Source organism: Lacrimispora sp. 38-1, from assembly GCF_049890855.1.
Classification (GTDB): Bacteria; Bacillota; Clostridia; order Lachnospirales; family Lachnospiraceae; genus Lacrimispora.
In genome coordinates, this window is record NZ_JBANEW010000063.1 from 207926 (window position 1) to 221198 (window position 13273).

The window sequence follows — 13273 nt, forward strand, 5'->3', positions numbered from 1 at the left end:
CGGGAAGAACCTTATAATAGTACTTAGGTCTTCTGAGAAGGAGGGTAAGTATGCCGGAAAATAACGGGCCAGATGATAGAAAGGCGGAGCCTCGCCGTTTTATCAATGAAAAGATTGTAAAACAGCCCATGTCAAAAAGGGATATGCTTAAGAGATTTCTGGGTCTTTTAGTGACTGCAGTTATTTTCGGAATGGTTGCGGCGGTTACATTTGTCATATCCAGACCTGTAGCTGAGAGATTACTTGTGGGAGAATCCACCGGTGAGACGACTCCGGTGACCATACCAAAGGATGAGCCTGAGACCGTTACTTCTGCGGCTGAAACCGCTTCAACTGTGGCTGAGACGGAACCGATAGAGGATATTCTGAAGTCTGCCATGGAAAAATATCCATTTTCCGTGGATGATCTGAGTACTCTATACGGAAGCTTAAAATCTGTGGTACAAAAGGCGGACAAGGGAATCGTTACGGTTCATTCCGTAAAGACTCAGACGGACTGGTTTAATAATCCGGTAGAAAACTCAGGTCTGTTTTCCGGAGTGATTACTGCATCTGCTAACCAGGAGCTTCTGATATTGACGCCGGAAGGTGCGGTAGAAGATGCGGAAGCGATTCGTGTTGCTTTTTCCGACGGAACAGAAGTTCAGGGAAAGATTAAGCAGACAGATAAGCTGTCAGGTATGGCGATCGTCAGCGTTTCTACAGCTGAACTAAACAGGTCCCTGCTGGAAGAGATTAAGGCGATTGAACTTGGCAATTCCTATTCGGTTAAGCAGGGAGATATTGTAGTTGCAATCGGAGCTCCCGCAGGAATGGTTCATTCCACCGGATATGGTTTTATTTCTTTTATAACAAAGAATGTACAGACGATAGATGGTATGACCAGAATCCTGTATACGGATGTCAGGGGGAATGCCGGAACCGGTACATTTCTCATGAACACTTCCGGTCAGATTATCGGATGGGTGACGGACCAATATAAGAACGACAGCAGTAAAGATATGACGGCAGCCATGGCCATATCCGATTATAAGAGTATTTTGGAAAAGATGAGCAATGGTGCGCCATTCCCGTACTTTGGAATCAAAGGTCAGGAAGTAACTTCGGTCATGAACAGCAGCGGTATGCCTCTGGGAGTCTATGTGGTGGAAGTGAATACAGACAGCCCTGCTTATAATACAGGAATACAGAGCGGTGATATTATCACCGAGATGGGCGGAGCAGCCATTGTTACCATGAAGGATTTTCAGGTGGTTCTGGAAAAATCCAGTCCGGGGCAAATCATTCCCGTGACTGTATCCCGTAATGGACGGGAAGAATATAAAAAGATACAATATCAGGTAACCATCGGAGCCAGGTAAATATCCTGGCTTCCTTGTTGCTGTCAGTGAGATATGGAGGAAAAAAATGAAGTATATTGAATCATTCCGGGAAGGAATGCATGTTTCTGACGTGTTTTTATGCAAAAACAGGCAAATTTCCCTGACAAAGTCAGGAAAGGAGTACGGCAACCTGATACTTCAGGATAAAACCGGGACTGTAGATGCTAAAATCTGGGATCTGGGATCCCCTGGTATCGGAAACTTTGAGACTCTGGATTATGTATACATAGATGCAGATGTAACGGTATTCCAGAATTCCAATCAGCTGAATATTAAGAGAATCAGGAAAGCGGAAGAAGGAGAATATATCCCGGGAGATTATCTTCCTGTTTCTGCCAAAGATATAAAAGTGATGTTTGAAGAACTGACAGGCTTTATCCGTTCTGTAAAAAGCCCTCATTACAGAGCACTTCTAGAAAGCTTTTTTATAGAGGATGCAGCATTTGCCAAGGCGTTCCAGTTCCACTCTGCAGCCAAAAGCGTACATCATGGATTTGTAGGCGGACTGCTGGAGCATACACTGGGTGTAGTGAAGCTTTGCGATTATTATGCTGGATTCTATCCTTTGATTAACCGGGATCTTTTGCTGACGGCTGCCATGTTTCATGACATTGGAAAGACAAAAGAACTTTCCACATTTCCTGAGAATGATTACACCGATGACGGACAGCTTCTTGGCCATATCATCATCGGAACAGAGATGGTGGGAGAGAGAATCCGTACTATTCCCGGATTCCCGGAGAAGTCTGCTACTGAATTAAAGCATTGCATCTTAGCCCATCATGGAGAACTGGAATACGGTTCCCCGAAGAAACCGGCTCTTTTAGAGGCTCTGGCTCTTAACTTTGCGGATAACACAGATGCAAAGATGGAAACGATGATTGAAGTGCTGAAAGCTGCAGGGGATAATAACGGCTGGCTTGGATTTAACAGACTGATGGATACAAATATCAGAAAAACTACAAACGAGATCTAGATTATAAGGTGCATAAGGAAGCGGTTTTTCCTTGGCACCTTTTTTGCATGCAGAGATGTACGGGGAATTTTAGAATTTCTTTCGGTTTCTCTGTCAATCAATTTAAGAATGGTATTTTATCCTAAGAATGTAGAGAAAACATATAGGAGTGAGGTATAATAAATGCAGGGAACGCTGGGAGGAATCAGCGGATTATGATAGATAAGGAGAGATCACATGGACGCAAACCACATCTTATTAGTTGAAGATGACAAAGAAATCAGGCAGGGAGTTGAAATATACTTAAGAAGTCAGGGATACGAGGTGTTTCAGGCTGCAGACGGTTTAGAAGGCCTTAAAATACTGGAGAAGGAGGAAATCCATCTGGCGATTGTTGATGTCATGATGCCGCGGATGGATGGAATTACCATGACTGTGAAGCTGCGGGAAAAATTTGATTTTCCAGTGATTATTCTGTCGGCCAAGTCAGAAGAAGTGGATAAGATAATGGGTTTAAACATCGGAGCGGATGATTATGTTGCAAAGCCCTTTACCCCCATGGAACTCCTTGCCAGAGTGAATTCCCAACTGAGACGTTATAGGAAGTATATGGATATGCTGGAAGCGAAGGAACAGAAAGAGAAAAGCAATGTCTATTCCATCGGAGGGCTGGAATTAAATGAAGATACGGTTGAGGTTACAGTAGATGAAAAACTGGTGAAGCTGACTCCCATTGAATTTAAGATCCTTGCGCTTCTTCTGAAAAATCCTGGAAGGGTATTTTCGGCGGAAGAAATTTATGAAAGAGTCTGGAATGAGCGGGCTATCAATACAGATACCATTATGGTGCATATAAGAAAAATCCGGGAAAAGATTGAATTAAATCCGAAGGAACCGAAATATTTAAAGGTGGTGTGGGGAGTTGGATATAAAATTGAAAAACAGGCATAGAATCAGTGCGCTTCTTGCGGCTGCAGTTGTTTTTTCAGCGGCGTTCGTTATGGTGGAGCTGTACCCCTTTTTTGAAAATGAATCTTCACGGAACGGAGCCCCGGTATATGAAGAAAATGCTTTTTTAAGGCACCTGGTTTTCGGCAACTACGTTCTGGCAATGGAAGATGCGCAGGCAGAGCAGAATAAGATACTTTCGCCCTTTCAATATTTCTTACCGGAAGCAGAGACAGAGCTGAAAGCCGGAAGCGGCGGTGAAAACCAAAAGAGCGCTGTGACACCTGATGATGAGATTTTTACAGATGACGGGGATGAAAAAACTGAATATTTAAGGAGTCTGCGCAAGAATTGCATCCGGGAATATGAAAACTGGAACCGGTATTTCGGGAGCATTCGAAATTCCATTGATTATCAGATGATAGATGAAAACGGCAAAGTGATACTGGATCATTCAGAAGGACGGTTTATCCCCAACAACAGCCATTACGTGTTTCAGGCAGTTTTGCATTACGATGAACTGGGACGCATGGATATATCCTGTGTAAGAGGTGAGAATACAGCTTACTTACTCAATAAGCTTCAGGATTTCGGCGATGCAGATCCCATGGAGAGTTATTACGATGAACAATACTTTCCTGAAGGAAAGTTAAGGCTTTCCAATCCCAGAAGTGTGACATTTGCCTATGGCATGTCGGAGCAGCAGATTTCTGCTTTGAAAGATACCAACGGTAATATCTGGACTGCTTATGAGAACTCGGGAAGTGTTACCCGTATATTTATCGGACTGATTTGTGCAGTGGCTGCTCTTGCCCTGTTCATTTCCTGCTTTGATGTAACGCTTGCAGACAGTGCTGCTCTTTTAAGAACCCCCTTCGAACTGGTGGCAGGCATCGGGGCAGGCGCGGTTGCCTTTGGCGCAGGGCTTACCAGCCTGGTTGCTGTGACAAACCGGGGGGATTTATACAATGCTCTTTTACGTGCCAATTTTCTTCCTGTGGTAGCGGATATCATGGTAAAGCTGTGGAATTTTCTCTGGTGGCTGCTACCATTTGCTATCATTTACTGGTCCATCCTGTGTATCAGAGATGTGTTTCACATCGGTATCGGCCGTTATTTAAGGGAGAGAACCATATGCGGGCTGTTCTGGGGCTGGGTGATAAGGAGTCTGAGAAAATTGTTTGGATATCTGGCAAACATCAATTTGCAGGATAAATCAGACCGGACAATCTTCAAAATTGCAGCAGTGAATTTTATTGTTCTTACTGTTTTATGCAGCCTGTGGTTTTTGGGTATCGGTGCAATATTTATTTATTCCATTATTCTGTTTTTTGTTATGAGAAAGTACTACCTGGATTTAAGCAGCAAATACAATATGCTGTTAAAAGCAACCAATCAGATTGCCGAAGGGAATTTAGAGGTAGTAATTGAAGAGGATCTGGGTGTGTTTGAAGCATTTAAGAAGGAAATACAAAAAATACAGAGCGGCCTTAAGGTGGTGGTTGATGAAGAGGTAAAAAGCCAGAAACTTAAAACCGATTTAATCAGCAATATGTCTCATGATTTAAAGACACCACTTACTGCCATAATAACCTATGTAAATTTATTAAAGGATGATCATGCCACTCCGGAACAGCGCAAAGCCTATATCGATATTCTGGAACAGAAATCCATGCGGTTAAAGGCGCTGATTGAGGACTTATTTGAAATCAGCAAGGCGAACAGCAATAATGTGACTTTGGATCTGGAGGATGTTGATATAGTCAGTCTGTTAAAAGAGGTCAGTTTTGAGCTTTGTGATAAGATTGAGGAATCAACCATTGATTTTCGCTGGAACTTACCCGACGAGAAAATTATACTTTCTCTGGACAGCCAGAAGACTTATCGTATTTTTGATAATCTGCTGACCAATATCATAAAATATGCAATGCCTGGAACGCGTGCTTACATTGACATGAAAAAAGATAATGACTGGGTCGTTATTATATTAAAAAATATCTCAGCTGCAGAGCTGACCTTTAATCCGGAGGAAATAACGGAACGTTTTGCCAGAGGTGATCAGGCCCGCAATACAGAAGGTTCCGGCCTTGGAATGGCAATAGCCAAAAGTTTTGTGGAGCTGCAGAACGGAAAACTTACCGTTGAAACAGAGGCTGATTTATTCCGGGTGACGATACGATGGCCTATTATGTAAGGATATGATTTTCAAAAATAGTAATAAAATAAAAATAATTTCCAAAACTTCTTGAAAACCGGAAAATAACTGTTTATACTGGAAGAAAGATCAGAATCGGTCTGTCACACCAGTACAGTAATCCGGAAGGAGAGAGGAGTACGAATATGATAATACAGAGCAAACGCGTCTGGATCGCGGGACAGTTTATTCCGGCACAGCTTGAGCTGTCAGAAGGAAAAATTTCAGCAGTGAACGGGTATGGAACCCATCCGCCAGATCATGATTATGGAAACAACCGGATTGTACCGGGGTTTATTGATATCCATACCCATGGAGCATATGGTTATGATACCAATGACGGAGAACCCCAGGGACTTAGAGACTGGGTTAAAAGGATTCCGGAAGAGGGGGTTACTGCACTTTTGCCGACGACAGTTACACAGATGCCCGGAGTTCTGGAAAAAGCAGTTTCCAACATAGCAGATGTGGTGAATGAAGGTTACGAAGGTGCTGAGATCCTGGGAATTCATTTTGAAGGACCTTATCTGGATATGAAGTACAAGGGAGCACAGCCTCCGGAGGCCATAGCAAAACCCTCCGTAGAGCAGTTTGAGAGTTATCAGAAGGCGGCTAAAGGAAAGATTAAATATATCACTCTTGCACCCGAACGGGACGAAAACTTCGCTCTTACAAAATACTGCAAAAAGCATGGTGTAGTGGTGAGCATGGGACATTCAGCTGCCACGTATGACCAGGCTCTTATGGGAATTGCCAATGGAGTCACTTCCATGACGCATGTCTATAACGGCATGACACCCTATCATCACCGGGATCCGGGACTGGTAGGGACCGCCCTCAGAGTACGGGATATTTACGGGGAAATCATCTGTGATGGCTGTCACAGCCACCTGGCAGCCTTAAATAACTATTATACGGCAAAAGGCAGGGATTACGCCATCATGATCAGCGATTCCCTGAGAGCCAAGAATTGTCCGGCAGGAGGTCAGTACCAGCTGGGCGGCCATGATATCGAAGTCAGGGAGAATGGCCTTGCATATTTAAAGGGAACTAAGACCATAGCTGGCAGTACCTTAAAGATGAACATGGGATTAAAACTCCTGGTGGAAGAAGCCATGGTGCCCTTTGATTCTGCACTTAATTCCTGCACCATAAACCCGGCAAAGTGTCTTGGAGTGGATGACAGGAAAGGGCGTTTAAATGCCGGATACGATGCGGATCTTGTAGTGCTGAATGATTCTTATGATGTAGTGGAGACATATTGCAGAGGAATGAGAATGATTGACAGGAAGCCGTGTTAGCATTTTACCAATGGTGCCGCATAACAGTCATCAGACGGCTGTTATGCGGCACCATTATATTGTAAACAGATCATAAAATCCGGACATTTTTCAGAGCCCCTGTTTTGGAAAACTCTGTCCATTCGCATACATTCACCGCATGATCTCCGATTCGCTCCAGATATTTGGCAATCATCAGCAAATCGATACACTGGTCAATATGCTCGGTAGACTGTTTTAATAAATCTACTACATCAACCTTTACCTTACCAAACAGCTCATCAACCACATCATCCTGCTTCTCGATTTCTTTTGCTGTATCCAGATCCTGTTTGATAAATGCTTCAATGGATCTGCGCACCATTTCTCTGGCTGCAGTTGCCATGGAAGGAATATGGCGGACTACATGATAAACATGCTCCCCTTTAATGCGAAGTATCAGTTCTGCAATATCAGATGCATGGTCTCCAATTCTCTCCAGATCCGTAACCACCTTCAAAGCACTGGAAACTACTCTTAAGTCACCGGCTACCGGTTGCTGACGAAGAATAAGGGAGAGGCAGCGGGCTTCTATGGAGCGCTCTAAATCATTAATGGTACGGTCTCCTTTTATGATGTCCTCCGCTTTTTCGAAATCCTGATCTTCAAAGGCGATGAAACACTGCTCAATTGAATTTTCCACTAACCGTCCCATTTCCTTAATATCATCATTTAAGAGATTTAATTCATGTTCATAATTTACTCTTGTTGTCATGTCGGGTTCTCCTTTAATTTATTTAAAAATTTAAAAATGAATCAGCCGAAACGGCCTGTAATATAATCTTCAGTCCTGGAATCCTTAGGCGCTGTAAAAAGCTCAGTTGTAGGAGCGTACTCCACAACCTCACCAACCAGAAAGAAAGCGGTGTGATCAGCAATACGGGTTGCCTGCTGCATGTTATGGGTTACGATTGCAACGGTATATTTTTCCTTCAGTTCATCCATTAGGTCCTCGATTTTCAGGGTGGAGATAGGATCAAGGGCTGACGTGGGTTCATCCATCAACAGAACCTCCGGTTCTACAGCCAAAGCTCTTGCAATGCACAGACGCTGCTGCTGGCCGCCGGAAAGACCAAGAGCTGACTTTTTTAACCGCCCGGATACTTCTTCCCAAAGAGCTGCTCCTTTTAAGCTTTTTTCCACAATGTCATCAAGTTCCGATTTATTCTTGATACCGTGAATTCTGGGTCCGTAAGCAACGTTGTCATAGATACTCATGGGAAACGGATTGGGCTGCTGGAACACCATGCCGATTTTTTTGCGCAGCAGTGTGGTGTCTACCCTTGAATCATAGATATTTTCTCCATCTAAAAGGACTTCCCCTTCAATTTTAACATTGGGCACCAGATCATTCATCCGGTTTAACGTTTTTAAGTAAGTGGATTTTCCGCACCCGGATGGTCCGATAAATGCGGTGATTTTGTTGGTGTAAAGTTCCAGGTTCACATCCTTTAAGGCGTGATTGGTACCATAATATAGATTTAAATGGCTGGATGATATTTTAATTGTATTGGTATTCACGATTCTTTCGCCTCCGTGTTGAATTTATGGGACAGATATTTTGCGAGACCATTAATGGCAAGTACGATAACAAGCAGTACCACCGCTATTCCAAATGCCTCATCGTATTTGGCTTTCTGCATGCATAAGTAAAGCTGGATCGTCAGTGTACCGCCGGATTCAAATATTTTACCGAGAAAGCTTCTGGGAAGGATATAACCGCTTCCTGCTGTAAAAAGAAGAGCAGCTGATTCGCCTACAATACGCCCGATTGCAAGAATAATTCCTGTTACAATACCTGGCATTGCGCTGGGAAGTAAAATAGTACGGATCATATACCATTTGGTTGCACCGATTCCCAGAGCACCGGAGCGGTAGCTTTCAGGAACTGTTTTTAATGCTTCCTGTGTAGTTCGGGTGATCAGCGGCAGAACCATAATGGATAAGGTTAGTGCGCCGGTGAGTATGGAATAACCAAGTCCCAGGGTTGTGCCAAAGAATACATATCCGAAAAGCCCGAAAATGATGGATGGAATGCCGGAGAGTGTTTCTGTTGTAAATTCGATGGTACGGACCACTTTTCCGCCTTTCGCATATTCGTTTAAATAAATGGCGGAGCCTACACCTATTGGGGTGGCGATAACCAGCGTGATTGCCACAACATAAAGAGTATTTACTATATTTCCAACAATTCCGAAAGTTCCTTTAATCGTGCTTGGCACTGTAGTCAGGAACTCAATACTCAGTTGGGGTACCCCCCTTACAAATACGTATCCCATAATGCCGATAAGTATAAAAATGGAAATGAAAGCGCATAAATAAATAAGTAAGGTTAAGAGAGAGTCTGAGACTCTTTTTCTGCCATTATAAATACTATTTACAACAATGGAATCTCTATGAACGGGGATAGTGAGATCATTTGTCATTTTTGTCCCCTCCTTTCTTTAAAAGGCCGTTTAAAATCACATTGATCATCATAATAAATACGAAAAGAACCAGTCCTATTGTGAAAAGAACCTGCTTATGAAGACCTGAGGCGTAGGACATTTCCGATACAATGGCTGTTGTGAGGAAGCGGACAGAATGGAAGGGAAGTGGAAAGTTCACAGAACTTCCTGATACCAGACTGATTGCCATGGCCTCACCGATCGCTCTTCCTGTACCCAGAACAATAGCTGTAATAATACCTGATTTTGCAGCAGGAATTACCACATGAAAGATAGTCTGAATTTTTGTTGCACCTAATGCAAGGGAAGCGCTTCTAAAATGCTGGGGAACAGAGCGCAGTGCGGTTTCGCTGATATTAATTACAGTAGGCAGTATCATAAGAGCCAGCACCAGAACTGCTGAAATTAAATTCGCCCCGCCTGTAAACTGATGGGTAGGAGAGTCCTTAAAAATCTTCAGCTCCAGATCATACATAACAGGATTCAGAATCAGGATTCCCAGAAGGCCATAAATGACAGAAGGGATTCCTGCTAAAAGTTCCACTGCGGGACGAACGATATCGGCCAGTTTTTTAGGGGCTACCTCTGCCAGAAACACGGACGTCATAACCCCGATGGGCACACCGATTAATATTGCCAGGGCAGTCCCCACAATAGAGGTTAAGATAACATACAGAATTCCAAAGCTTGGTACGGCCGCGTCCGGTTTCCAAACAGAACCAAATAAAATATCCAGAATTCCGACTTTGAATAAAGCGGGAGTACCGCTTGTTAGCATATAAATACTGATTGACGCCACAGCCAGAACAGCAAAGAAGCCGCAGATCGTAAAAATCACTTCTGCAGCATGTTCAATACCAGATTTACTTCCGTGACCGCCAAATATGGAATAAGACTTTGATTGCATATCATGGCTCCTTTCGTGAAATGGGGACGTAGCGTAAGCTTACAGCTGCGTCCCCATGCAGTACATTCATGATGTGAAAAAACGATTATTTCTGTTCTGGTTAGTTAGCTGGGATTAAGCCAACAGATTTTACTAATTCTTTTCCTTCATCAGAATGGATATAATCAAATAATGCTTTTACGTTGTCGTTCTGTTTGGAAATATCACCTTTGGTTGCCATAACAAATGGACGGCTTAAGAAGTAGGATCCTGCTTTAATATTCTCTGGTGTAGGATCAACGTTTTCCAGCTTAAATGTCTTTACAGTTTTGTCAAGTACATCAAGGGAAACGTAACCGATGGAACCCGGGGTAGATGCTACCTTTGCCATTACTGCGCCGGTGCTGTCAAGTTCGTTGCTGTATTTGCAGGCATCTTCCAGTTTTAATAACTCTTCAAATGCACTTCTTGTACCAGATCCGGATTCACGTCCGATTACTACGATAGGCTGATCAGCGCCGCCTAAGTCTTTCCAGTTGGTAGTTGTTCCGTTATAGACGGCAATCAACTGATCCTTTGTCAGATTTTCAACTTTATTAGCGGGATCGGTTACAACTGCAATACCATCAATCGCTACAATATTTTCAACAACACCTTTTGCTTTTTCTTCATCTTTTAAATTACGGGAAGCATTTCCGATATCAGCAGCGCCGTTGGTAACAGCTTCAATTCCTGCTCCGGAACCAACGAATTCAGCCTGAACGGTAACACCAGGATATTTTTCCATAAATACTTCACTTAAAGCAGTTGCAAGTTTTTCCATTGAGGTAGAACCAACCATGCTGATGGAACCCTTTAAGTCTGCAGTTGCTTTAGCGGTGGTTGTTGCAGCAGCAGCGGTAGTAGTTTCGCTGGCAGCGGCAGTAGTCTCAGCTGCTTTTGTTTCGGCAGCAGTAGTCTCAGTTGTACTGTTACTGCATCCGGCTATTGCTCCCATTGTTAATACTGCCATACCGGCAGCAGCAAGTATTTTTACTAAATTTTTTTTCATAATCACTTTCTCCTCTTTTCATTTAATATTGCTTTCGCTTACATCATGGAGTATAGCAGTCAGTCTGTGTTTCTGATATCATGTTTTAGTATAGAGTCTGTAAAGCTTGTGTAAAACACTATAATTGATGTATAATTCTTCATAACTAGTATTTGCAGAAAAGAGCTTTAAATTCATAATCATTTCTATTCTGTTTCAAAAATGCTGAAATTTCAGATGAAATACGGAAAAATCCCTTTATTCTTTATAAAAATAGCGGGATGGACTGGACAGAATGGGAGCAAATGTGGTAAATTGTTACGTGCATTTTATTATAGAAGTAACAAATGATGATTCCGTAATATTTGAAGAACGGATACAAAGGATACGAGAATGGAGGACGTTTTCATGGGAGCATATCAACTGAAAATCACGATCAAAGGAAGCAAGCCGCCGATTTGGAGAAGGATTCTGGTACCTGAAGGAATAACGTTTGAAACACTTCACCATATGATTCAGGCGTCATTTTGCTGGTCCGGCCAATACCCGTATCAATTTGAGTTTCGTTCAGAGAAGATACGGGCAGCATCAGATCAGATAGAACATACTGGTCAGTACCGGTATGATTTGGTAACGGAACGCATTGACGGGCAGATATCAAAGGATTCCAAATTTACATATGTATCTTTTGGTGCAGGCAGTTTGGAATTTGTTATTCAGACGGAAGATTACTTAAAGGAATGTCAGGAGACTGCAGCAAGAGTCATTAAATATAAGGGCGAATCGATTCCGGAGACTTGCAGCAGCCTGGAAGAATACGCAGGTCTTATGGAAGTTTCATCCGATAAAGGGATGGAATATGATATGGCGGCAGTGAATCTGCGTCTGGAACAGATGGCTGATAAATCTGAAGACATCATCATTTCAGATATATTTGACTGCTACGATAAAAACAGCATTCTTGAAATCGCAAAAAGACATCATTTGGATGGTGTCAGCAAGTTAAAAAAAGAAGAATTAGTGCAGAAGACCATTTCTTACATATTAAATGAAAAAATAATGAAGCCTTATTTTCTTTGTGTCCGCGACAGTGAGATGAAAGCATTTGAACAGGTTATATCCGGCAGCACAGAGCTTAATTTTCTGGAAGCAGAAAATATGGACTATCTTTATGCCGGAGGATATGTAACTTCAGGGCCAGACCGCTGTTTTCTGGTTTCGAAGGAAGTAATAAAGGCATATGAAGCATTTAATACAGAAGAGTTTCAGGAAGAACGGTCCCGCATAAGCAGAATCGGAGACTATCTTTGTGCGGCTAATTCCCTGTATGCCATAACCCCTCCGTCTGTTATTCTGGAAACATTTAATAAATATGAAGAGAAGAAGCTGACGTCTGATGAACTTTTAAAGGCATATGAATCTTTAAGACCTTACCGCTTAATGGTAACCTATATAGATGGTAATTTCGTAGATGCGGCATTATCAGAACAAAAAAGCTATACAAACCTTTTGCGTACGCAGAAGAAAGTTCCCTATTATATTCCTGCTCATCAGGAGATCCTCTTCATGGCGGATAACTCCGGATTTTTAATGAGCGGTGAATTAAGCAGGCTGAGTCAATTCCTGGTTTCTGAATTAAATGTGCCGGATGAAATGATTCCGCTCATTCTACGTCAGGTCCAGGCTGAGATCAGTATGGGTGGACAACTCCAGGAAGTTGTAAACGATTTAGAGGCAGCAGGAATTCTCATGGAGTCTTCCGAACATATGGAAAAGCTGGCTGTGATAGTAACTGATATCTGGAATAATACCAGAATGGTACAAAACAGAGGTTATAAACCTTATGAGATGGTGATGAGGGGATTCGATGAAGTAAGTGTTCAAAGGAAGAACATTCAGAAGATCTATCCCAACGACACCTGCCCTTGTGGAAGCGGTAAGAAATACAAGAAATGCTGTGGGAAAAAGGCCTGATCATAGACAGAAATTCCGGAGCTCATCTGCAAGTTGGGATGAGCTCCCTTTTTATCTTAATTGTTATGAAAATTATGTTTTTCAAAATAATCAAAAAAGTTTGAAAAACATGTTGACTTTTGCCGAAAGCTTTGGTAT

Annotated in this window: 11 protein-coding genes; 6 read left to right on the forward strand and 5 right to left on the reverse strand. The window is 42.6% G+C overall.

Features of this window, described 5'->3' with window-relative positions:
- Positions 1-50: 50 nt before the first annotated feature.
- From V7D18_RS18925 to nagA, 5 genes are all read left to right on the forward strand, one after another.
- Positions 51-1361 (forward strand): S1C family serine protease, encoded by a 1311-nt coding sequence (locus V7D18_RS18925; RefSeq protein ID WP_426156459.1) that lies wholly within the window; start codon positions 51-53, stop codon positions 1359-1361.
- A 46-nt stretch (positions 1362-1407) separates the two neighbouring features.
- Positions 1408-2358 (forward strand): 3'-5' exoribonuclease YhaM family protein, encoded by a 951-nt coding sequence (locus tag V7D18_RS18930; protein WP_426156461.1) that lies wholly within the window; start codon positions 1408-1410, stop codon positions 2356-2358.
- Positions 2359-2574: 216 nt separating this feature from the next.
- Positions 2575-3288 (forward strand): response regulator transcription factor, encoded by a 714-nt coding sequence (locus V7D18_RS18935; protein ID WP_426156462.1) that lies wholly within the window; start codon positions 2575-2577, stop codon positions 3286-3288.
- Positions 3260-5479 carry a sensor histidine kinase gene (locus V7D18_RS18940; protein WP_426156463.1) on the forward strand — a complete coding sequence of 740 codons (2220 nt, stop codon included), beginning with the start codon at positions 3260-3262 and terminating at the stop codon, positions 5477-5479. Before V7D18_RS18935 ends, V7D18_RS18940 begins: the two co-directional genes overlap by 29 nt.
- 146 nt (positions 5480-5625) lie before the next feature.
- Positions 5626-6780, forward strand: coding sequence for an N-acetylglucosamine-6-phosphate deacetylase (nagA, locus tag V7D18_RS18945; protein ID WP_426156464.1), 1155 nt, complete (start codon positions 5626-5628; stop codon positions 6778-6780).
- A 70-nt stretch (positions 6781-6850) separates the two neighbouring features.
- Here the strand turns inward: nagA and phoU are convergent, their stop codons facing one another.
- From phoU to V7D18_RS18970, 5 genes are all read right to left on the reverse strand, one after another.
- Positions 6851-7513 carry a phosphate signaling complex protein PhoU gene (gene phoU / locus V7D18_RS18950; RefSeq protein WP_426156466.1) on the reverse strand — a complete coding sequence of 221 codons (663 nt, stop codon included), beginning with the start codon at positions 7511-7513 and terminating at the stop codon, positions 6851-6853.
- 41 nt (positions 7514-7554) lie between these two features.
- Positions 7555-8319 carry a phosphate ABC transporter ATP-binding protein PstB gene (gene pstB / locus V7D18_RS18955; protein WP_426156468.1) on the reverse strand — a complete coding sequence of 255 codons (765 nt, stop codon included), beginning with the start codon at positions 8317-8319 and terminating at the stop codon, positions 7555-7557.
- Positions 8316-9224 (reverse strand): phosphate ABC transporter permease PstA, encoded by a 909-nt coding sequence (pstA, locus tag V7D18_RS18960; protein ID WP_426156470.1) that lies wholly within the window; start codon positions 9222-9224, stop codon positions 8316-8318. The genes pstB and pstA overlap by 4 nt, the downstream gene beginning before the upstream one ends.
- Complete coding sequence (pstC, locus tag V7D18_RS18965) at positions 9214-10152, reverse strand: phosphate ABC transporter permease subunit PstC (protein ID WP_426156472.1); 939 nt, start codon at positions 10150-10152, stop codon at positions 9214-9216. The genes pstA and pstC overlap by 11 nt, the downstream gene beginning before the upstream one ends.
- Before the next feature lie 100 nt (positions 10153-10252).
- On the reverse strand, positions 10253-11182 hold the full coding sequence (locus V7D18_RS18970; RefSeq protein WP_426156474.1) for a phosphate ABC transporter substrate-binding protein: 930 nt from the start codon (positions 11180-11182) through the stop codon (positions 10253-10255).
- A gap of 387 nt (positions 11183-11569) precedes the next feature.
- Here V7D18_RS18970 and V7D18_RS18975 point away from each other — a divergent pair, with 387 nt between their 5' ends.
- The gene (locus V7D18_RS18975) at positions 11570-13135 is read left to right on the forward strand and encodes a plasmid pRiA4b ORF-3 family protein (protein WP_426156476.1); all 1566 of its coding nucleotides are present in this window, start codon (positions 11570-11572) and stop codon (positions 13133-13135) included.
- Positions 13136-13273: the final 138 nt, after the last annotated feature.